This is a genomic window from Bacillus sp. FSL E2-0195, from assembly GCF_038003645.1.
GTDB lineage: Bacteria > Bacillota > Bacilli > Bacillales > Bacillaceae_G > Bacillus_A > Bacillus_A mycoides.
In genome coordinates this window covers 32,501-54,191 of the sequence record NZ_JBBOPN010000001.1, presented here as the reverse complement: position 1 = coordinate 54,191, position 21,691 = coordinate 32,501, and the positions used below count along the sequence as shown (strand labels likewise).

The window sequence follows — 21,691 nt, the reverse complement described above, 5'->3', positions numbered from 1 at the left end:
TTTTATTGCAGAAATTTTTCATATTCATAATACTCAGGATAAGATGCGAGCGTTTCTTGACACGATTCACAAATCGTTTTTATATATATATTTCCATTCTCATGAAAATGAATCATATCCACTACTTCTTGCTCTGTTAGTTGAAACAAAACGTCGCTATATACTTTTTCTGCGATAATGGAGCCCACATTACTTCCACAATGTCTACAGTAATAATAACCTTCCATACTAGCCTCCTAAATATCCAATTGCTACTAGTATGGGATAAAACAAAATAAAATATTCCAGATTGTGCGCTTAACTATTAAAAGTATTCATGATTTGGAGAAAAGGTTTATTTAACCATTCCTCACATGCATCTGCTGCATTTTCAATGGATTGATTAACGCCAGATATTTCTTCAGATGTAAAACGTCCTAATACGTAATCCACTACTTTTATCCCATTTTTCGGACGATCGATTCCCATGCGGATACGTTGAAATTCTTGTGTTCCTAAATGTGAAATTGTTGATTTTACACCATTATGTCCACCCGCACTACCTTTCATGCGAAGGCGTAATTTACCTACAGGAATATCTAAATCATCGTACATAACAATGAAGTCCTCGACATCAATTTTATAATAATCCATGAGTGGACGGATACTTTCCCCAGATAAATTCATATATGTAAGTGGCTTTAGTAAGATTACTTTTTCCCCATTAACAAAACCTGCGCCAAATACCCCTTTAAACTTTTGTTCATTCAAAGAAATACTCCAACGTTTTGCAAGTTCATCGATTGCCATAAATCCAATATTATGCCTTGTTAATTCATATTCTCTACCTGGGTTCCCAAGTCCTACTATTAATTTCATTCTTGTACCACTACTTTCTTTTTTCGATACGAAAAGACGTAACCAAGCTTGGTTACGTCTCATTCTATCCAATTAATTGAATAATACACTTACAGATTCTTCTTCGTATACACGAATGATTGCTTCTCCGATTAATGGAGCAACTGAAAGTTCATGTACTTTATCAATTTTCTTCTCTTCTGGTAATACGATAGAGTTCGTTACAACTAACTCTTTAATATTCGAATTTTGAATACGCTCAATTGCTGGACCAGATAATACTGGGTGTGTACAGCAAGCATATACTTCAGAAGCACCGTTCTCAACAAGAGCGTTTGCCGCTAATGTAATTGTACCAGCTGTATCAATGATGTCATCAATTAAAATTGCTGTTTTGCCTTCGATGTTACCGATAATGTTCATTACCTCAGATACATTCGGACGAGGACGACGCTTATCAATAATAGCGATTGGCGCTTTTAGGCGATCCGCCATTTTTCTAGCACGCGTTACACCACCGTGATCAGGAGATACGATTACGATATCTTTAAGGCCTTTTGCTTCAAAGTAGTCTGAAAGAATCGGTACACCCATTAAGTGGTCGATCGGGATATCAAAGAATCCTTGAATTTGCGGAGCATGTAAATCTAGAGTGATTACACGAGTTGCACCTGCTGTTTCAAGCAAGTTTGCTACAAGTTTCGATGTAATTGGTTCACGAGAACGCGCTTTACGGTCTTGACGCGCATAACCATAGTAAGGAATAACAATATTAATTGTTTTTGCAGATGCACGTTTTAATGCATCAATCATAATAAGTAATTCCATGATATGTTCGTTTACTGGGAAGCTTGTAGATTGAATAATGAATACATCGCAACCACGGATACTTTCTTCAATGTTAATTTGAACTTCTCCATCACTAAAACGATCAACAGAACATTTTCCTAGTCCTACTCCAATATGCTTTGCGATTTGCTCAGCAAGTTCCTTATTAGAGTTTAAAGAGAATACTTTCAAATTAGAATTTAGATATTGAGTCGACATCTAGATTAACCCTCCACATTATGATTTTTTCTTATTCAGCAATTGATCAACATAGTCTTCTTTGTTAACTTGACGTGCACGTGCTACTGATAATGCTTTTGATGGAACATTCTCTGTTATTGTAGAGCCTGCTGCCACATAAGCACCATCTTCAACTGTTACAGGAGCAACAAGGTTTGAATTACATCCAATAAATACCCCGTTACCAATTACAGTTTTAAATTTATTCTTGCCGTCGTAGTTCACCGTAATTGAACCACAACCAAGATTCACGTCTTCTCCAACTTGTGCATCCCCGATATAACTTAAGTGTGAAGCTTTACTTCTATTACCAAAAACAGTTTTTTTGATTTCTACGAAGTTTCCAACGCGCACTTCATCTCCAATAACTGAATCTGGGCGAATATGTGCAAATGGACCAACTGATACTTCTGTACCAAGTTTGCTGTCATGTACAGTAGATTGACGAATTACCGTACGATCTCCAATTTCACTATCGCGAATTACTGTATGCGGTCCAATTTCACAATCAGAACCAATTACAGTGTTCCCCTCAATAACCGTTCCTGGGTGAAGAACTGTATCACTACCAATAATTGCATCCGCAGAAATGTATGTGTTACTTGGATCAATAATTGTAACACCATTTACCATGTTCTTTCTGTTGATACGATTTTTCATAATAATTTCCGCTTGCGATAGAGCGACTCTGTCGTTAACACCTAACGTTTCATCGAAGTGCTCTGTTTGATAAGCTGATACAATATGACCTTCATTTTTTAAAATTTCAATAACGTCCGGAAGGTAATATTCGCCCTGTACATTATCATTTGAAACTTTAGAAAGTGAAGCAAATAAAGCTTTATTATCAAAACAATACGTACCTGTATTGATTTCTTTAATAGCTAATTCTTTTTCATTCGCATCCTTATGCTCAACAATCTTTTCAACATGACCATTCTCATTACGAACGATACGGCCATATCCAGCAGGCTCTTCTATGTACGCTGTTAGTACCGTCGCCATTGCTCCCGCTTCTTCGTGTTGCTGAAGCAATGCTTCCATCGTTTCAGCAGTTATTAGAGGTGTATCACCACAAATAACTAAAGTTGTTCCCTCTTCATTTGCAAGTACACTTGCAGCTTGATCGACAGCATGAGCTGTACCAAGTTGTTCTGCTTGTAATGCAAACTCACTTACGTTTCCTAGCTGTTCTTGTACCTTTTCAGCACCATGTCCAACGACTGTTACAAGTTTCTGCAATCCTAATTGAGATACTTCATTGACTACATGTTGTACCATTGGTTTTCCACATACAGGATGCAGCACTTTGTATAGCTTGGACTTCATACGTGTGCCTTTACCTGCAGCTAGAATCACTGCAAATCTGTTTGACATATAGACCCTCCATCGCAACCTATTTATCCATTAACGATATTATCCTAAATCATCATATATTTCAAGAAACACATTATAACTATTAAATTTTACCATAATTCTTATAAGATGTTTTACTCTTTAGTATCTTTTTTAAGGAATAAGCTATACTATTTTAAATGATTTTGAAAAAATTAGAAGTTTTTCATCTTTATTTTTTCAAAATATGAATTTTTATAATTAGAAACGTGTATTATTCAAAAAAAAAAAACAAACTCCTGTAAATGCTTACAGGAGTTTGCTACAAAATTATAAGACTTTCTTTCAAAAGCCCTTTTCATTCGAATTTTACGAAGCGCCTGCTTCTTCAAACTCAACCTCTTCTAACTCGCCTAAACGATGATACTCTGTTAAAACCGCATCTTGAATTTTAGAGCGTGTATTAGAATTAATTGGATGTGCAATGTCACGGAATTCTCCATCTGGAGTACGTTTACTTGGCATTGCTACAAATAATCCATTATTACCATCAATTACACGAATATCATGAACAACAAATTCATGGTCTAGAGTAATAGAGGCAATTGCTCTCATGCGGCCTTCTGTGTTTACGCGGCGTAATCTTACGTCAGTCACTTCCATCTTGTGTTCACCACCCTTTTCTAAATAAGCGATATATTTGTATAAATTCCACAAAATTTCTATTTTCCCTTTAATTTTTTAAAAATTTTTAAGATAAAAATTTTTATTGTAGTTGAATATAAGGATTAGTAGAGGTTATCGCTTACAAAGAGTTACTTAACTAGGGCAATTACTTCGATTTCAACAGAAACATCTTTCGGTAATTTTGCTACTTGTACACAAGAACGCGCTGGTTTATGAGTAGAGAAATAAGAACCGTATACTTCATTAACAGCATTAAAATCATCCATATCCTTCAAGAATACTGTTGTTTTTACCACTGTATCAAATGAAGCACCTGCTTCTGCTAATACCGCTTGTAAATTTTCAAATACTTGCTCTGTTTGTACTGTTACATCTCCTGTTACAAGTTCTCCACTTGCCGTTAACGGAATTTGTCCTGAACTATAGAACATATTATTTACAATAATCCCTTGTGAATATGGTCCGATTGCCTGTGGTGCTTTGCTTGTTTGAACAACTTTCATACTTTTCACCCTTTTATTATTTATTTTTACTCTTTAAAAATAGTGTACCAAAGGCAGTTTGTCCATCTATTTTGTAATTTATAAATAGGAATAAAAAAAGGTAAAGCTATCTGCTTTACCTTTTTACTCAGCCTCTACAAGCCCTTTATCAAATGGTGCAAGTGCATAATTCCCCTTTTCCACTTGAATCGCTTTTTCTTTCACATCAACTTCTGACAGACGAATTAATGATACAAAGTTATTAATAAGTCTTTCTTCAATATCCGTAGACTCTACTAATACGCCAATCCCAACAACATTAGCTTTAAACTCTTCTAGCATGCTCATCATACCTTGAATGGTTCCGCCAGCTTTCATAAAGTCATCAATAATTAAAACATTGGACCCTTCTGGAAGGCTACGCTTTGCTAAAGTCATCGTTTGGATTCGCTTAGAGGAACCTGATACATAGTTAATACTAACAGTGGGTCCTTCTGTTACCTTATTATCTTTTCTCGCAATTACTACCGGTACATCTAAGTAGTTCGCTACTGCATAAGCAAGCGGAATTCCTTTTGTCGCTACCGTCATAACCGCATCAATTGGTTGCCTAGCAAAAACAGAAGCAAATAAACGACCTGCGCCATTAATCTGGCGAGGATTACTTAAAAGATCCGTCATATATAAGTAACCGCCAGGCAAAATACGGTCTGGGTTTTCAAATAAGCTACAAAGCTCGTTAATAATTAGATTTGCCTCTTCTTCACTTATATAAGGAATATATTTCACTCCTCCTGCTGCTCCTGGTACCGTTTGCAATGTGCCGACACCTTGTTGTTCAAACGTTTGCTTAATAATAACTAAATCTTCACTAATGGAAGATTTAGCCGATTGATACCTTTCAGCAAAAAAAGTGAGAGAAACTAGCTGACGAGGATTTTGTAACAAGTAATACGTCAGATCGACCAATCTTGTACTTCGTCTAATTTTCATACTCTCACCTCAAATCACGAATATTCTAAACAAATCATAACGTATTATACGTCTTTATTCAAGCGTTTCTCGCTCTCCTAATAAACGCACTGCATATACTTGCTCGCAAAATCCTTTTAACCCGTTATATATGCGGTGCATTCGCGAATCATGGTGTACAAGACCAAATACAGTTGGGCCACTTCCACTCATTAATACGGCATCTGCCCCAAAGCGTTTCATCTGTGATTTAATACGTGCAACCTCGGGATGCATCGCAAACGTCACATCTTCTAAAACGTTACCAACAGTATCACAAATTCCTTTATAATCGCCATGGTTAATGACTTCAACCATTTTATCTACATTTGGATGAGTAACACGATTTAATTTTAAATTTCCGTACACGTCAGCAGTAGATACACCAATGTGGGGCTTTGCTAAAACAACCCAACAAGAAGGCGGAGTCTTTATATGTTCAATTTCTTCTCCTCTTCCAGTGGCAATAGCAGTTCCACCATATACACAGAACGATACATCTGACCCAATTTCTGCGCCAAGCTTTGCTAATTCATCGATTGTTAGCCCTAAATTCCATAACTTATTAAGGCCACGTAATGTCGCTGCTGCATCACTACTTCCACCTGCTAATCCAGCGGCTACTGGAATCGTTTTTTCAATAGTAATAGACACACCTTTTTTTACATTAAACTTCACTTTTAATAATTTCGCTGCTTGATAAGCTAAATTGCGTTGGTCGTCTGGGACATACCGATTATGGGACAAAATTTCAATACGGTCTTCTGCTAATTCCGTTAGCTCTAAACGATCTGCCAAGTCGATTGTTGTCATAATCATTTTCACTTCATGATATCCATCTTGTCTTTTTCCCAGTACATCTAACGACAGATTAATCTTTGCTGGTGCTTTCACTAGTAGCTTCAATCTATTCACCCACTCTATGTACTCAATCTTTTATCGTTTATTTTACCATAAATTTATAGTAAGACGATGACACTTCCCTAATTATATCGAAAAGCATTCAGAATGAAACTACTTATGTCAAATGACGGCACCTTTTAGCGTGCAAAAAGCCGAGGAATCTCTCCTCGGCTACCGTAGCATAGAAAGTATCTTACAACTACTGGTTTCGTTTCATTAATTGCTGTTCTGCAATTTCTATAGCACGTTTCACCATATTACCAGCATCTTTCGCACGAATTCCGCCCCATCCTTCTTTCTGAACAACATCATAAAAGCCAAGCTCTTTTGCAAGCTCTTCTTTAAATTGATTTGACATGACTCCTCTTCGTCTACTCAATGCAGAGTCCCTCCTTATTTTGCTACGGTATAATTAGTATGCAAAATAATATAGCTTTTCATTTATGGGAATATATGTAACGAAAAATACATTAATTATAAAATACTTCATTTTGAGATTCATCGTAAAATGTTAGCTCTACTGTCTCTGTTAAAACATCTGCATAACTATAAGATACACGTTGCAATGCATCTTCTTGCTGGTCTAATTGTACAACAAACACAGAACGATACGTTTCTGCAAGTACACCTGATTGCTCCACAGTTTTTCTTCTCCCACTATTTGCCTTTAACATAAGTCGCTGTCCAAGATGGTGATCTAATTCGCTTTTAATTTCATCTAAACGTTTTGACATATACTTTGCTACACCTCGCTGTAATTTAGATTGAACACTTAAAACACGATATATCTATCCCAATTATTAACCGCAATTCACAGACAATATCATTATAAAAGCATCATGCGTTCAAATAGATAGAAGAAATACTATATTCTAAAAGTATCATTGTATAGTCTGCACGTTCTTGCCGCTTTTTATCCAGACTCATTTAAATCATTTCCACATAAAAAAGCAAGATACGTATGTACCTTGCTCATTCGTCATAATGTTGAAAGGGCAATCCTGTTCGTAAAATCCCTCTTGTTTCAATTCCGCCTAGTCCCTTTTCGCCAGTAATTGTATTACGCACAACGTCCCATACATTTACTCTTTCCATAAATGAAGTGAAACTAATTTTGCCAACTACATATACAGGATCTAGAGCATGAATATTAATTCTAGACGGTGAACTAGCAAAATTAGCACCTGCCCGAATCAACGCCTCAAAGTGTGATTGACAAGCCCCAGCAAAAATAACGAGTTGATCTAACGATGGATACTTTTTCCGCACTTCTCGAACGGCCTGTACAAAATGTCTAGAATGTCTATATGCTGCTAAATCTCCCATAACTCCTTTTGACTTTGTATATGCATCATGTCCTGTAATAACTAAAATGTCTGGGCGAAAATGATCTATTAAGTCTACTACCTTTTCATGCATCTCCGTTTCCTTACAATGAATACCTTGAACAGGAACGCCTATTTTATTATATAAATCTAAGCACTTGCGCAAATATAAAGGATCTCCATCTATATGCAACACACGTCCTGGCATTTGAAAATAATTCACTTCACTTGTATATCCACCAGTTGAATTATGTTCATGTCTTTGTTTCATCAACACGTAATCTTGCTGAAACAACCGGTAAGTACGCTCCATCGTTTCTTTTTCACGCTTCACTCTATTTTTATGTTCTCGTTGATCTATACTAACTAAATCTGCAAGTGGTGCATCCGCCACAAGTCTAATTTCCTCTCCAAATAATATTGCCATATCGCCTTTTATTTCTATAATACGAAAAAGAATATCCCTATTATGAGAATATCGTTCAACTAATTCTCCAACATGTAAATCCATTCTCCTACCTCCAAACTCCAAACTCCAAACTCGTTAGGCCATCTTACCTGTTTTTAAAGTATGAATTTAGGAAAGGAAAGGTGACAAAAGGGACAGCTCAAGTTGAACTGTCCCTTTCATATTCTTATGACAATTTATGAAGAATTAATGCATTACTTAATGTTGCAAACTCTTCGATAGATAGCGTTTCGCCTCTTCGCTTCGGATCAATTCCTACTTCTGTCAAAATTCGATCCAACAGCTCTTTATCTTTCGGGAAACCATTTAAATTATTTGATAAATTATTCATTAAAGTTTTACGACGCTGTGCGAAACTTGCTCGTACTACTTCAAAGAAGAAAGTTTCATCTGTCACTTCTACAACTGGTTTAGGACGCTTTAGAAGACGGATAATCGCAGAATCAACATTTGGTTGTGGCACAAACACTGTACGCGGTACAGTCATAACTGTTTCTACCTCTGTATAATACTGAATGGCAATTGATAAAGAACCATACTCTTTCGTTCCTGGTTTAGCAGCTAAACGATCCCCAACTTCTTTTTGCATCATAACAACAAATCCACGAACCGGTAATTTTTCTTCGAGCAATTTAAATAAAATTGGCGTTGTAATATAGTATGGTAAGTTAGCTACTACCATTACATCTTGTCCTTCTTCAAATTGCTCACTAAACACTTCATGTACATCTGCTTTTAGTACATCTTTATTTATAACTGTAACGTTGCTATATGGAGCTAACGTCTCGTCTAAAATTGGTAATAATCTCTGATCAATTTCAAAAGCCACTACTTTTTTAGCACGCTTCGCCAATTGCTCTGTTAACGCACCGATACCTGGTCCAATTTCAATTGCGCCACTTTCTGAACCGATTTCTGCGTGATCAACGATACGATTTAATACATTCGTATCAATTAAAAAATTTTGTCCTAAACTTTTTTTGAATGAAAATCCATACTTTTCAACAATGTCTTTCGTACGATTTGGTGTTGCGATATCTTTCATTTTTTTTCCTCCTGTATTACTTGCTTATAAGCTTCTGCAAATGATTCCTTTGAAACCTGAAACATTTGTAAACGTTTATGTAACTGTTTTGCGTTTGTATAACCAATCTTTAATAGCTTACCCACTCTTTCTCTGCGACTCTTTGCCATTTCTCCGCCCACTAAGCCCGCATCAACTAGATCACTCCAACTAATTTCACTTGTGTAAGCTTCCATTTCTTCATGTATATTCTCTAAAGCACGGCGAATCGACTCATTAGAAGCATGTTCGATTCCAACACCTTTTTTCCTTTTAGCAAGTGCTTCTTCCTTCGTTAAAAAAGCATGCTTACATCCAGGAACCTTGTCAGAAATAATTTTTCGAATACGCTCTCCAGGATAATCCGGATCTGTGAAAATAATAACGCCTCGTTTTTGCTGCGCTAATTTAACTTGCTCAATAACGTGATCACCGATTGCTGAACCGTTCGTTTCGATTGTATCCGCATCAACAGCACGTTTAATCGCAACTGTATCATCTTTACCTTCTACAACGATAATCTCTTTAATTTTCATGCTTGCCTCCACACTCTTTTCATCTCTACTTAGTAAAACAAAAAAATGACGACTTTTCCATTATTATTTTCCCAATCGTACATTTTAAAAAGTAGAAGAGAAAAATCTTTGTTCACTATCCTTATTGTAACACTTCTATCTCCATCTTAATTTATCCGCAATATTTCTACACTTATGTTATGAGTAAATAGTGGGTTCTTATCACTTCTACTATCTCTCTTCTCAAAAAACAAAAAAAGAATGGGACTCCCCATTCTTTTTTATTCAACACCAAATAAGGATTTGGCATTCTTTGTTGTTACTTGCGCTACTTCGTCATAAGAAATTCCTTTTAAATTCGCAATTTCTTCTGCTACCAGTTTTACATAACTAGGTTCATTTCGTTTCCCTCGAAATGGATGTGGTGTTAAATACGGGCAATCTGTCTCTATCAATAATTTTTCTAACGGAATCTCCATAGCAACTTCTTTCGGTTTCTTGGCATTTTTAAATGTTACTGGCCCACCTAATGAAATTAAAAAGTTCATATCGACACATCGCTGCGCTACTTCTGCACTACCGCTAAAGCAATGCATAATGCCCCCTACTTCAGCTGCATTCTCTTCCTCTAGGATATCAACAATATCTTGAGTTGCATCGCGGTTATGTATAATAATCGGTAATTTCACCTTTTTCGCTAATGCAATTTGTTTACGGAATACTTCCTTCTGTATTTCTTTTGGAGACTTATCCCAGTGATAATCTAATCCCATTTCCCCAATTGCAACTACTTTAGGATGAGCCGCTAATTCTTCTAACCAAGCTAAATGTTCTTCTTTCATATCGATTGCATCAACAGGATGCCATCCAACTGCAGCGTAAATAAAATCATAAGCCTCTGCTAATTCAATTGCTTTCTTTATCGTTACTTCATCAAATCCAACAACAACTGTATATGTAACTCCCGCTTCTTTCATTCTCGCGATAACTTCTTGTAAATCTTCTTCAAATTGCTCTGCATTTAAATGTGAATGTGTATCAAACAACATAATAAATAACTCCTTTTATATTGAAATCAATTCTCTCATAGAAAAACTACACTCTTTCTAACTTAACGATAACAATACTTCAATTTTAATGCAAAAAACGGAATGTAAAAAGAAAAAAGACGCTTCACCAATGTTACACGTGAAACATCTCTTTTCTTGCCTTAATTACTTGATTTTTGTACCGTTTGGTAAATTCTGGTCAATTGATGCTAATGACAATACGCCATTCTCTTCACCTGCTAAAATCATACCTTGTGATAATTCACCACGTAATTTTACAGGTTTTAAATTCGTTACACAAATAACCTTTTTACCTTTTAGTTCTTCTGGGGAATAGAATTTAGCAATCCCAGAAACCACTTGGCGCTTCTCTGTACCTAAATCAAGCTGAATTTTTAACAACTTATCTGCTTTTTTCACAGGTTCAGCGGATATTACTTCAGCTACTCGTAATTCTACTTTAAAGAAATCATCAATTGTAATTTCTTCTGCCTTTGGTTCTTCTGCTTTTTTCTCTTCTACTTTAGGAGCAGAACCTTGCATTTGTTCTTTAATATACCCCACTTCTACTTCCATTTCCAAACGAGGGAAGATTGGGTTTCCTTTTTCTACTTTTGTTCCAGCTGGAATACATCCAATTGTAGATAGGCTTTCCCAAGATTTATGCGCCTCTTCAGTAAGTCCAAGTTGAGCAAACATCTTACTTGGTGCTACTGTTAGGAATGGCATAAGCATAATACCTGTTTGACGAAGTACCTCAGCTAAGTGGGCCATTACAGACGCAAGTTTTTCGCGATCATTCTCATCCTTCGCTAATACCCACGGCTGCGTTTCATCAATATATTTGTTCGTACGGCTAACTAATTGCCAAATGGAACTTAGCGCTACAGAGAATTCCATATTCTCCATTGCCTCTTCTACTTTTTTCAATGTATCTTTGGCAAATGTCACTAACGTTTCATCAAACTCAGTTACATTTGCTTTAAATGCAGGAATTTCCCCGTTAAAGTATTTATCAATCATAGCTACTGTACGATTTAATAAGTTACCTAAATCATTCGCTAAATCAAAGTTGATTCGTTCAACAAATCCTTCTGGTGTGAATACTCCATCAGATCCAAATGGAACTTCGCGAAGTAAGTAGTAACGCAATGCATCTAATCCGTAACGATCAATTAGTGTAACTGGATCTACTACGTTTCCTTTTGACTTACTCATTTTTCCATCCTTCATTAAAATCCAGCCATGAGCAAAGACTTTCTTCGGAAGTGGTAAATCTAAAGCCATTAAAATAATTGGCCAATAAATTGTGTGGAAACGAACGATTTCTTTCCCAACTAAATGGACATCTGCTGGCCAGAATTTTTTATACTTCTCTTCATTTTCTGTTCCATATCCTAATGCAGTAATGTAATTAGACAACGCATCTACCCATACGTAAATAACGTGTTTTGGGTTACCTGGAACACGAACTCCCCAGTCAAATGAAGTACGAGAAACAGCTAAATCTTCTAATCCTGGTTTAATGAAGTTATTAATCATTTCATTTTTACGGGACTCTGGCTGAATGAAATGGGGGTTATCTTCATAGAACTTTAATAGTCGGTCTACATATTTACCCATTCTAAAGAAATAAGACTCTTCGCGAACAAGTTCTACAGCGTGACCACTATCTGGGCTTTTTCCACCAACTACTTTGTCACCTTCCATAATTGGATCTACTAATTGATGCGCTGTATAGAATGTTTCATCTTGTACAGAATACCAACCTTCATATTCATCAAGATAAATATCACCTTGATCTACTAGCTGCTTGAAGATTTTCTCAACAACATCTTTATGACGATCTTCAGTTGTACGAATAAAATCATCATAAGAGATATCCATCTTCTCCCAAAGTTCTTTAATCCCTGATACAATGTTATCCACATATGCCTGTGGTGTAACATTTAGTTCTTCTGCTTTCTTTTGGATCTTCTGTCCATGCTCATCAGTTCCTGTTAAATAATGAACATTGTATCCTTGCATACGCTTATATCGTGCCATCGCATCTCCTGCTACTGTCGTATAAGCATGTCCAATGTGTAACTTTCCACTTGGATAATAAATTGGGGTAGTAATATAAAAGGACTTATTTTCCTCTTTCATCGTTTTGGACCTCCCGAATAACCTCATATGTATTTATAAACAGTATATCAAAAACTCATATATAAAGTGAAACTTTAATCCGTGGAGAGGGTTCATCCCCCATGGATTATTAGTTGAACCAATCGGGCTTTTACGAGCAGCCCGACTCCCACTTAACTTCTTTGCTCCGGCTAAATTTTGAAGTGGGAGTCTTACTGCTCGTTAATGCGGGATAAAAACGAGTTAATGCTCGATATCTTTATCATCTATTACTCATATTCAAAAAAAATATACAATATATTTCCCGAAAAGTATAAACATTACAAAAAATAATACAAAACAATTGTAGAAATGACTTACATTCTATCATATATAAGAAGTATAAAAATCTATAAATCTTTTTTAAAAATATAGAATTTAATAATTGACGGAAATGTAAATGATTGGTATCATATGTCCATAGGGTATTTTGTCGAAAAATGACGAATCAAAAAAATAGACTCGAAACTTATAAACTATTTATTTAGGAGGAAAAGAATTATGAAATCTACTGGTATCGTTCGTAAAGTTGATGAATTAGGTCGTGTTGTAATTCCAATCGAATTACGCCGTACTTTAGGTATTGCAGAAAAGGATGCTCTTGAAATCTACGTTGATGATGAAAAAATCATCTTAAAGAAATATAAACCAAACATGACTTGCCAAGTAACTGGTGAAGTATCTGATGGTAACCTATCTTTAGCTGAAGGTAAAATTATCTTAAGTAAAGAAGGCGCTGAACAAGTCTTAAACGAACTTCAAGATTATATCGAAACAGCAAAATAAGCTTCTCAATTATGAGAAGCTTATTTTTTATCCACATGATAGATTTGATATACGTCGCGTTTCGACAAATCTCGGTCTTTAGCGACTATTTTTATCGCTTCTTTTGAATTCATACCTTTTTCATTTATATAATGTTCAATATGATTATATACTGAAATAGCTTCCCACCATTGTTCCTCTGGAGTAGGTTCTTCTGTTGAACCTGCTACTAAAATACAAAACTCACCACGAACTTCATTTTGCTTCGTCCACTCAATCGCTTCTTCAATTGTTCCACGAATAAACTCTTCAAATTTTTTCGTTAGCTCACGACATAATACGATTTCCCTATTTCCTAATACTTCTTGCATAGAGATTAAAGTATCATCTAAACGATGTGGCGCCTCATAAAACATCATTGTAGTTGGAATATAGCGTAGTTTTTCTAATTCAAGCTTACGTCCCTTTTTATTTCTTTGCAGGAAACCATAGAAATAAAAATGTTTTGTCTCAAGTCCTGATGCAATCAATGCTGTAAGGGCTGCATTTGCCCCAGGAAGCGGAATAACATGATATTGTTCTGCTACAGCCTCTACAACGATATCATAACCAGGATCTGAAATACATGGCATACCAGCATCGCTCACAATGGCTACAGTCTTACCTTCTTCTAACTTATCTAAAATTTTCCGTCCACTTACTCCTTTATTATGCTCATGATAACTCATAACTGGTGTTTCAATTTCAAAGTAATTACAAAGTTTCTTCGTTTGCCTTGTATCTTCCGCTGCAATAATGTCTGCCTCTTTTAAAATTCGGATTGCACGAAATGTCATATCCTCTAAATTTCCGATTGGAGTCGGTACTAAATATAAAACTCCCTTTTCATTTTGCTGAAAGCTTTTTTGCTGCCACATAGCGTTCTCCTTTTTGCATATATTCTTCTTTTTTTTTCCTCGTTAACTGCTTAAAGTGATACTCAGCTTGCATAGCCGTTCGTTTATCCTCGTGATCCTCTACATATTTTAAAACAACTGGAAGTCTAGCGCGTGTATATCTAGCACCTTTTCCACTATTATGGGTCTGAATCCGTTTTTCTATATGATTCGTGTATCCAGCATAATAACTTCCATCAGAACACTCCACCACATAAAAACAATGCTTATTCTTCTCCATATAAAATTGAACGAAGCTCCTTTGTATATTCATTGTTTTCTTCATATACAAAAAGAGGTGGTAAGATTTTTAAATCTGCATTCCCATCCTTAATTCCTTCAATTAACAATGTATTCGCTTCTTTACCAGCCTTAGGATAAACAAATCGCACACGTTTCGGTTCAATTTTGTATTTACGCATTAATGTGACGATGTCGAGCAAACGACCTGGACGATGTACAAATGCTACTTTCCCACCCTGTTTCACTAGCTGACTACTTGCGTATACAACATCTTCTAGTGTGCACATAATTTCATGACGAGCTATCGCTAAATGTTCATTCATATTCTTCTCAGAAGTTTGTGGTGTTTGAAAATAAGGAGGATTACATGTTACAACATCATATTGATGACGTCCAAGTTTCTCCGGCATATCTTTCAAATCTCCATGGATTAAATGAATTCTTTCTACTAAATTATTGTATTGAACACTTCTTATTCCCATATCATATAAGCGCTCTTGAATTTCTACACCTGTAATTTTCCCTTTTGTCCTTGTACTTAATAAAAGAGGGATAACTGCGTTACCTGTACACAAATCAAGTAAATTACCTTTTTGAATTGGCACCCAAGCAAAATCTGCAAGTAAAACAGCATCCAAAGAAAAATTAAATACTGATGGACTTTGTACAATCTTCATATCTTGCGCTAATAAGTAATCTAAACGCTCATCTTCATATAAATTCATATATTGCTCCCTTTCTTACACTTAACCTACCCTATTTCATCTTCTATTAATGTAAAAATAAATTTCATTCTACTCTCATGTATAAAAAATTACCTTTCCAATTATATTGGAAAGGTAATCTCACTTTTTATTTAAAAATGACAGACAGAATAAACAATCTCCCTCTTTACGTACACTTCCATAATGTAGATTGCAAATATGAAAACCTTCTTGATATAGTCTCGCTAGATTATCGTAGCCTTCACCAATATCTGTCTTCGCCTTCATTTCTTTGCGTTTTTGAGTTTTTTGTTTTTCCTTGTTCTGCACTTCTTCAAAACGATGTCGCAAATTTTCATTTTCCATTTTTATATGTTGGTTTTCTTCCAATAATTCTGCAAGATGTTGTTTTAATTCTCCCAACTGTTTGTATAAATGTCCAATTTGCTCTTCCATACTAGAAACCGATGCAAAAATATCCTTTTTCTCCACAAGCACCCACCTCATTAATCTGTGGTTTGACTCGAAACGACCCCTTTATTCATTAATTCATCTAACGTATATTCTACTATCCGTTCCTTGTCTACTAGTTCCACTTGAATTAATCTTTCTAAAATATTTAATCCGATAACACGGCCAGTACCGTGCGGTGTTTGTATACGTTGATCTAAATCAGGAAGTTGTTCCTTTGCTGCCTCATATTCATCATTCTCATATTTTAAGCAACACATTAAGCGACCACATAAACCAGAGATTTTTGCAGGATTTAATGATAAATTTTGATCTTTTGCCATTTTAATGGATACAGGTTCAAAATCTCCTAAAAAAGTAGAACAACAAAGCATACGACCACATGGACCAATACCACCAAGCATTTTTGCTTCGTCACGAACGCCGATCTGTCTCAGCTCAATTCTTGTCCTAAAAATTGCCGCTAAGTCTTTCACTAGTTCCCGGAAATCAATCCGACCATCCGCAGTAAAGTAAAAAATAATCTTATTACGATCGAACGTATACTCTACATCTACAAGCTTCATATCAAGATTATGTTCTCCTACCTTTTGTTGACAAACTTGATATGCTTCTTTCGCAGCATGCCTATTCTCTTCAACAATGGTACGATCATTTTCATTTGCAATACGAATAACTTTTTTTAGCGGTAATACAACGTCATTTTCATCAACTTGCTTTTTGGTAATAACTACTTTTCCATACTCAATACCTCTTACCGTTTCTACAATTACAAACTCATTTTCTGAGATATCGAACTGATTTGGATCAAAGTAATATACCTTTCCGGCCTTCTTAAAGCGAACACCTACTACATCATACAAAACGGTCATCCCTCCTGCAACCGCAACACTAACTGTTCGAACACAAGCTGCGCATTTACATTAGCGTTGATTCTATTTTTTGCCTCTAATATATTAAAGAGAGCTGATACAATGCGCTTCTGAGCATAAGAAAAGGATTCAAACATCTCTTTCTGCTCATGAAAAACAAGACGATCTTCTTCTCCAAGTTGAACATATAATAAATCCTTATAAATAAGGAGTAACATATCTAAGCCTTGCTGTAATTGTTCTTTCTCTCCAAAGTGCTTCCCCCATTTTTCTTGTACAAAAAAAATAGAGGCCTTATCTTTTTCGAGCGCTTCACATAATTTTATCACTAAAGCTCTCGCTTGTGCAAACCATTCATCATTACACATTAATAAAGCTTCTTCAAAACTATTTGTAAGCTGCGCAGCAAGTGTAGATAAAGAAACTGTAATACCTTCTTCCTCTAACCTCTTAATTAAAGATTCTGTAGGCAACGGCCTAAACGTAACAACTTGACAACGAGATAAGATTGTATTTAAAATCTGATGACTTTGTTCAGTAAGTAAAATAGCTGTTGTATCACTACTTGGTTCTTCTAAAAACTTTAAGAGCGTATTCGCTGCATTTGCTGTCATACGATCTGCATGCTCAATAATATATACTTTTTTATTTGCTTCTAATCCTGTTTTTGAAAACTCTTCTTGTAAATCATGAATTTGCTGTTTTTTAATAGATAATCCATCTGGTTTTACAATATGTAAGTTTGGGTAGTTACCTGAATCAATTCGGCGACAATTCGTACATACATGACAAGGCTCTACACCATTTCTTTGTGAACAGAGAAAACTTTTTGCCATTTGAATTGCTGTGGCGAACTTCCCAGTCCCTTTCCCTCCCTCTAACAAGTAAGCGTGGGATATACGCTCTTTTGCAATGCTATTCATCAACATTTTGACACCGATGGGCTGTATAGCAGAAAGCTGCTCCCACGTATTTATCATACTGCATACCTCACTTATTTCATTCTTTCCTTCTATTATAACAATTTATCTTCTATAATCTGAACAACTTCTTCTATAAGTTTTTTCATTGGTTGATCAGCATTTACTAATACAATGCGATTAGAGAAACGCTCTACAACTTGTAAATACCCTTCACGCACACGTTTATGGAAAGAGATATCTTCCATATCTAGTCGATTTACTTCACGTCCTGCATCTTTTCCAATTCGTGCTAAACCTACCTCTGGCTCAATATCTAAATAGATTGTTAAACTAGGCATACAATCTTCCGTTGCGAAACGATTAATTTCAAATACTTTATCCATACCTAAGCCTCTTGCATATCCTTGATATGCTAAAGAGCTATCTATAAAACGATCACATAGTACAAGATAGTTTTCCTCAAGTGCTGGCATAACTTTTTCCACTAAATGTTGTCTACGTGCAGCAGCATATAAGAGCGCCTCTGTACGTGCTTCCATCATCGTATACTCTTTTTTATGTAAAATTGTTCTAATATCTTCAGAAATTGCAATACCACCTGGTTCTCTGGTCGCCATTACCTTTTGTTCCTTTTGCTCAAAATATGGTAATAAACTTTTAATTAATGTTGTTTTACCCGAACCTTCTGGCCCTTCAATTGTTACAAATAATCCCTTCATCCTAAAACCTACTTTCTATATCATACACGTTCATATATTTCGTACTACCTTGAAAACGAGCCCCTGTTTTCTCTAAATGAGTAATTTGCTTTGTATGTTCTTGAGTAATTCTCTCTCCATACATGATCAATGGAATTCCAGGTGGATACGGAATCACCATTTCTGCAGCTATCATACCAACGGCTTCTTCTATAGATACTAACTTCGTTTCATATCTCTCTAATTGTTTATACGTATACGGTAAAGGGGAAATCTCCCCTTTATAAGTATAACGAATTGATGCTGTCTTGTCTTTTACCTTATATTGCTGCATAGCTAATCGAATGATCTCTATAGCTTTCATATACCCCTCATTTACTTGTAACGGTAATATAAATAGGACGTTATATGGATCTGCCATTTCCGTATATATACCGACTTTTTCAAATACAGACTGTAATTCATACCCCGATAACTGACAGCGAGTTTGCACCGTAACTTTTAATTCATCTTGCGATGGATATTGTAAAATAGCTATTTGTGGGATAGATCGCAATCCTTCTTTAAATCGGCGTAAAAACTCAACGATTTCATCATGACCTTCTTCCTTTATAACAGCTATTGCAAAACGTGCTATATCAAGAGAAGCCATAATTGGATACGATGGGCTACTAGATTGTAGCATACTTAAATAGGATGAAACTTTTTCTTCGCTCACCAAACGGCTATTTATATGTAAATAAGATCCCATTGTCATCGCAGGTAATGTTTTATGTGCGGAATGAACCACAATATCCGCACCATAAACTAATGCTGACTTCGGGAAGGGGTCCCCTATACAAAAATGCGCCCCATGGGCTTCATCTACTAGAACAGGAATTTTATGTGCATGTGCGTAAGCGATACTTGCCTCTAAATCAATTCCCATACCATAGTAATTAGGATGTGTTAAAATAAGTGCTTTTGCATTTGGATACTTTGTAATTGCCTCCTTAATAATTTCATCATGAACACCTACTGGTACGTTATGTACTTCATCAATCCATGGATTTAAAAAGACCGGATTAGCCCCTGCTAATTTCAAACCATTAATGATCGATTTATGACAATTTCTTTGTACGAGGACAATATCATGTTCGCCGCAGCAAGACAAAATCATTGCTAAATTTCCAACTGTTGAACCATTAATTAAAAAATAACTTTTGTGCACGCCATATACTTCAGCTAATAATTGCTGTGCTTCATCTATACATTCAAACGGGCTATGTAAATCATCTAATCCTGTTAACTCTGTTACATCAATTGATAATATGTCCTTAAACCCCCCTGAAGCTTTCTGAGGGAAGTTTAAACCATTCTTATGACCCGGAACATGAAAAGATAGTAGTCGCCTTTCTTTAAATTCCATTAGCGCCTCATATAAAGGCATACGATTTTGATTCATATATATCTCTTCCTTATTATTCATTCTGTATCTATTATACAGATATTAGGGCAAAAAAAATAATAGGCATAATGCCTATTTAAAAATATGATACTTCTAATTTTCGCAGTTGTTTTAAATAATGTATATACTTCGGGTCAGTTGTCTCAGTATTCACCAGATTTCTTTCGCACTCGTAACATATTAAATTATTATATACATATATTCCTTCCCCTCTTTTTGTCTCACAAACGATGCAAATTTCACTTGGTAATTTCATAATCTTTCCTCCCTTTTTAAATAAACATATTATATACCTCTATTCCTTAACAAATTTCCGGAAAATATACATCAATTTTTTATATAATATGATTTATTCTTGGGCAATGTGTTTGTATTACTTATGTATTCCCTTTACTTCTTTCATGTACTGTTTAAAAACAAAAAAACACAAGTCAAAAGACTTGTGTTTTTATCTTGCTTGGCGACGTCCTACTCTCACAGGGACAAGGTCCCAACTACCATCGGCGCTAGAGAGCTTAACTTCCGTGTTCGGTATGGGAACGGGTGTGACCTCTCTGCCATCATCACCAAACTATGAAGGTATATTCCTTCAAAACTAGATAACATTTGCTTCATATTATATGGTTAAGTCCTCGATCTATTAGTATTCGTCAGCTCCACATGTCACCATGCTTCCACCTCGAACCTATCAACCTGATCATCTTTCAGGGATCTTACTAGCTTACGCTATGGGAAATCTCATCTTGAGGGGGGCTTCATGCTTAGATGCTTTCAGCACTTATCCCTTCCGCACATAGCTACCCAGCTATGCCCTTGGCAGAACAACTGGTACACCAGCGGTGCGTCCATCCCGGTCCTCTCGTACTAAGGACAGCTCCTCTCAAATTTCCTGCGCCCACGACGGATAGGGACCGAACTGTCTCACGACGTTCTGAACCCAGCTCGCGTACCGCTTTAATGGGCGAACAGCCCAACCCTTGGGACCGACTACAGCCCCAGGATGCGATGAGCCGACATCGAGGTGCCAAACCTCCCCGTCGATGTGGACTCTTGGGGGAGATAAGCCTGTTATCCCCGGGGTAGCTTTTATCCGTTGAGCGATGGCCCTTCCATGCGGAACCACCGGATCACTAAGCCCGACTTTCGTCCCTGCTCGACTTGTAGGTCTCGCAGTCAAGCTCCCTTATGCCTTTGCACTCTACGAATGATTTCCAACCATTCTGAGGGAACCTTTGGGCGCCTCCGTTACACTTTAGGAGGCGACCGCCCCAGTCAAACTGCCCACCTGACACTGTCTCCCGGGTCGATAAGACCCGTAGGTTAGAATTTCAATACAGTCAGGGCGGTATCCCACCAGCGCCTCCACCGAAGCTAGCGCTCCGGTTTCAATGGCTCCCGCCTATCCTGTACAAACTGTACCAAAATTCAATATCAGGCTACAGTAAAGCTCCACGGGGTCTTTCCGTCCTGTCGCGGGTAACCTGCATCTTCACAGGTACTATAATTTCACCGAGTCTCTGGTTGAGACAGTGCCCAAATCGTTACACCTTTCGTGCGGGTCGGAACTTACCCGACAAGGAATTTCGCTACCTTAGGACCGTTATAGTTACGGCCGCCGTTTACTGGGGCTTCAGTTCAGAGCTTCGCTTACGCTAACCCCTCTCCTTAACCTTCCAGCACCGGGCAGGTGTCAGCCCCTATACTTCGCCTTACGGCTTCGCAG

General features: G+C 36.6%; 25 protein-coding genes and 2 rRNA genes (1 of these 27 only partly in view). 1 reads left to right on the top strand and 26 read right to left on the bottom strand.

The window, feature by feature from the left end; translation table 11 throughout:
* Nucleotides 1-2: 2 nt before the first annotated feature.
* From MHH59_RS00295 to metG, 15 genes are all read right to left on the bottom strand, one after another.
* A complete protein-coding gene (locus MHH59_RS00295; protein ID WP_002091576.1) occupies nucleotides 3-227 on the bottom strand; it encodes an anti-sigma-F factor Fin family protein in 225 nt (74 codons plus the stop codon).
* A gap of 70 nt (nucleotides 228-297) precedes the next feature.
* Nucleotides 298-858, bottom strand: coding sequence for an aminoacyl-tRNA hydrolase (pth, locus tag MHH59_RS00290; protein WP_087943057.1), 561 nt, complete (start codon nucleotides 856-858; stop codon nucleotides 298-300).
* A 72-nt stretch (nucleotides 859-930) separates the two neighbouring features.
* A complete protein-coding gene (locus MHH59_RS00285) occupies nucleotides 931-1,884 on the bottom strand; it encodes a ribose-phosphate diphosphokinase (protein ID WP_002091580.1) in 954 nt (317 codons plus the stop codon).
* 18 nt (nucleotides 1,885-1,902) lie between these two features.
* Nucleotides 1,903-3,282: a bifunctional UDP-N-acetylglucosamine diphosphorylase/glucosamine-1-phosphate N-acetyltransferase GlmU gene (glmU, locus tag MHH59_RS00280; RefSeq protein ID WP_002091584.1), complete on the bottom strand. Its 1,380-nt coding sequence runs from the start codon at nucleotides 3,280-3,282 to the stop codon at nucleotides 1,903-1,905.
* A 327-nt stretch (nucleotides 3,283-3,609) separates the two neighbouring features.
* On the bottom strand, nucleotides 3,610-3,903 hold the full coding sequence (gene spoVG / locus MHH59_RS00275; RefSeq protein WP_000454042.1) for a septation regulator SpoVG: 294 nt from the start codon (nucleotides 3,901-3,903) through the stop codon (nucleotides 3,610-3,612).
* 152 nt (nucleotides 3,904-4,055) lie between these two features.
* On the bottom strand, nucleotides 4,056-4,430 hold the full coding sequence (locus tag MHH59_RS00270; RefSeq protein ID WP_000869819.1) for a RidA family protein: 375 nt from the start codon (nucleotides 4,428-4,430) through the stop codon (nucleotides 4,056-4,058).
* Nucleotides 4,431-4,553: 123 nt separating this feature from the next.
* Complete coding sequence (purR, locus tag MHH59_RS00265) at nucleotides 4,554-5,402, bottom strand: pur operon repressor (RefSeq protein WP_002091587.1); 849 nt, start codon at nucleotides 5,400-5,402, stop codon at nucleotides 4,554-4,556.
* Between the two features lie 54 nt (nucleotides 5,403-5,456).
* Nucleotides 5,457-6,326, bottom strand: coding sequence for a 4-(cytidine 5'-diphospho)-2-C-methyl-D-erythritol kinase (ispE, locus tag MHH59_RS00260; RefSeq protein ID WP_012260164.1), 870 nt, complete (start codon nucleotides 6,324-6,326; stop codon nucleotides 5,457-5,459).
* A 196-nt stretch (nucleotides 6,327-6,522) separates the two neighbouring features.
* Nucleotides 6,523-6,702, bottom strand: coding sequence for an acid-soluble spore protein SspF (gene sspF / locus MHH59_RS00255; protein WP_002094215.1), 180 nt, complete (start codon nucleotides 6,700-6,702; stop codon nucleotides 6,523-6,525).
* Nucleotides 6,703-6,793: 91 nt separating this feature from the next.
* On the bottom strand, nucleotides 6,794-7,057 hold the full coding sequence (gene veg, locus MHH59_RS00250) for a biofilm formation stimulator Veg (RefSeq protein ID WP_002009653.1): 264 nt from the start codon (nucleotides 7,055-7,057) through the stop codon (nucleotides 6,794-6,796).
* A gap of 238 nt (nucleotides 7,058-7,295) precedes the next feature.
* Nucleotides 7,296-8,159 (bottom strand): sporulation peptidase YabG, encoded by an 864-nt coding sequence (gene yabG, locus MHH59_RS00245; RefSeq protein WP_002009651.1) that lies wholly within the window; start codon nucleotides 8,157-8,159, stop codon nucleotides 7,296-7,298.
* A gap of 124 nt (nucleotides 8,160-8,283) precedes the next feature.
* A complete protein-coding gene (gene rsmA / locus MHH59_RS00240) occupies nucleotides 8,284-9,162 on the bottom strand; it encodes a 16S rRNA (adenine(1518)-N(6)/adenine(1519)-N(6))-dimethyltransferase RsmA (RefSeq protein ID WP_002091590.1) in 879 nt (292 codons plus the stop codon).
* Nucleotides 9,159-9,716 carry a ribonuclease M5 gene (rnmV, locus tag MHH59_RS00235; protein WP_002029323.1) on the bottom strand — a complete coding sequence of 186 codons (558 nt, stop codon included), beginning with the start codon at nucleotides 9,714-9,716 and terminating at the stop codon, nucleotides 9,159-9,161. The genes rsmA and rnmV overlap by 4 nt, the downstream gene beginning before the upstream one ends.
* A gap of 260 nt (nucleotides 9,717-9,976) precedes the next feature.
* A complete protein-coding gene (locus MHH59_RS00230; RefSeq protein WP_078178522.1) occupies nucleotides 9,977-10,744 on the bottom strand; it encodes a TatD family hydrolase in 768 nt (255 codons plus the stop codon).
* Between the two features lie 165 nt (nucleotides 10,745-10,909).
* Nucleotides 10,910-12,892 carry a methionine--tRNA ligase gene (gene metG, locus MHH59_RS00225; RefSeq protein ID WP_002029324.1) on the bottom strand — a complete coding sequence of 661 codons (1,983 nt, stop codon included), beginning with the start codon at nucleotides 12,890-12,892 and terminating at the stop codon, nucleotides 10,910-10,912.
* A gap of 519 nt (nucleotides 12,893-13,411) precedes the next feature.
* Here metG and MHH59_RS00220 point away from each other — a divergent pair.
* Nucleotides 13,412-13,696: an AbrB/MazE/SpoVT family DNA-binding domain-containing protein gene (locus MHH59_RS00220; RefSeq protein WP_000843037.1), complete on the top strand. Its 285-nt coding sequence runs from the start codon at nucleotides 13,412-13,414 to the stop codon at nucleotides 13,694-13,696.
* 20 nt (nucleotides 13,697-13,716) lie between these two features.
* On the opposite strand, the gene rsmI is transcribed toward MHH59_RS00220, so the two are convergent.
* From rsmI to MHH59_RS00165, 11 genes are all read right to left on the bottom strand, one after another.
* A complete protein-coding gene (gene rsmI / locus MHH59_RS00215; protein WP_002130208.1) occupies nucleotides 13,717-14,592 on the bottom strand; it encodes a 16S rRNA (cytidine(1402)-2'-O)-methyltransferase in 876 nt (291 codons plus the stop codon).
* Complete coding sequence (locus MHH59_RS00210) at nucleotides 14,561-14,851, bottom strand: GIY-YIG nuclease family protein (RefSeq protein ID WP_002130207.1); 291 nt, start codon at nucleotides 14,849-14,851, stop codon at nucleotides 14,561-14,563. The genes rsmI and MHH59_RS00210 overlap by 32 nt, the downstream gene beginning before the upstream one ends.
* Nucleotides 14,838-15,578, bottom strand: coding sequence for a tRNA1(Val) (adenine(37)-N6)-methyltransferase (locus MHH59_RS00205; RefSeq protein ID WP_002130206.1), 741 nt, complete (start codon nucleotides 15,576-15,578; stop codon nucleotides 14,838-14,840). The genes MHH59_RS00210 and MHH59_RS00205 overlap by 14 nt, the downstream gene beginning before the upstream one ends.
* Nucleotides 15,579-15,698: 120 nt before the next feature.
* Nucleotides 15,699-16,049, bottom strand: coding sequence for a DNA replication initiation control protein YabA (gene yabA / locus MHH59_RS00200; RefSeq protein ID WP_002009639.1), 351 nt, complete (start codon nucleotides 16,047-16,049; stop codon nucleotides 15,699-15,701).
* A 14-nt stretch (nucleotides 16,050-16,063) separates the two neighbouring features.
* Nucleotides 16,064-16,891, bottom strand: a complete 828-nt coding sequence (locus tag MHH59_RS00195) for a PSP1 domain-containing protein (protein ID WP_002009637.1) — start codon at nucleotides 16,889-16,891, stop codon at nucleotides 16,064-16,066.
* Nucleotides 16,892-16,896: 5 nt separating this feature from the next.
* Nucleotides 16,897-17,880 (bottom strand): DNA polymerase III subunit delta', encoded by a 984-nt coding sequence (gene holB / locus MHH59_RS00190; protein ID WP_002009636.1) that lies wholly within the window; start codon nucleotides 17,878-17,880, stop codon nucleotides 16,897-16,899.
* Nucleotides 17,881-17,915: 35 nt separating this feature from the next.
* Nucleotides 17,916-18,542 carry a dTMP kinase gene (gene tmk, locus MHH59_RS00185; protein ID WP_002130202.1) on the bottom strand — a complete coding sequence of 209 codons (627 nt, stop codon included), beginning with the start codon at nucleotides 18,540-18,542 and terminating at the stop codon, nucleotides 17,916-17,918.
* 1 nt (nucleotide 18,543) lies between these two features.
* Nucleotides 18,544-19,965, bottom strand: coding sequence for an aminotransferase class I/II-fold pyridoxal phosphate-dependent enzyme (locus MHH59_RS00180; protein ID WP_002130200.1), 1,422 nt, complete (start codon nucleotides 19,963-19,965; stop codon nucleotides 18,544-18,546).
* Nucleotides 19,966-20,044: 79 nt separating this feature from the next.
* Nucleotides 20,045-20,224: a sigma factor G inhibitor Gin gene (locus MHH59_RS00175; RefSeq protein WP_002130199.1), complete on the bottom strand. Its 180-nt coding sequence runs from the start codon at nucleotides 20,222-20,224 to the stop codon at nucleotides 20,045-20,047.
* Nucleotides 20,225-20,423: 199 nt separating this feature from the next.
* Nucleotides 20,424-20,539: ribosomal RNA gene (gene rrf, locus MHH59_RS00170) — 5S ribosomal RNA — on the bottom strand.
* A 49-nt stretch (nucleotides 20,540-20,588) separates the two neighbouring features.
* Nucleotides 20,589-21,691 (bottom strand): 23S ribosomal RNA (locus tag MHH59_RS00165) (it continues 1,819 nt past the right edge of the window).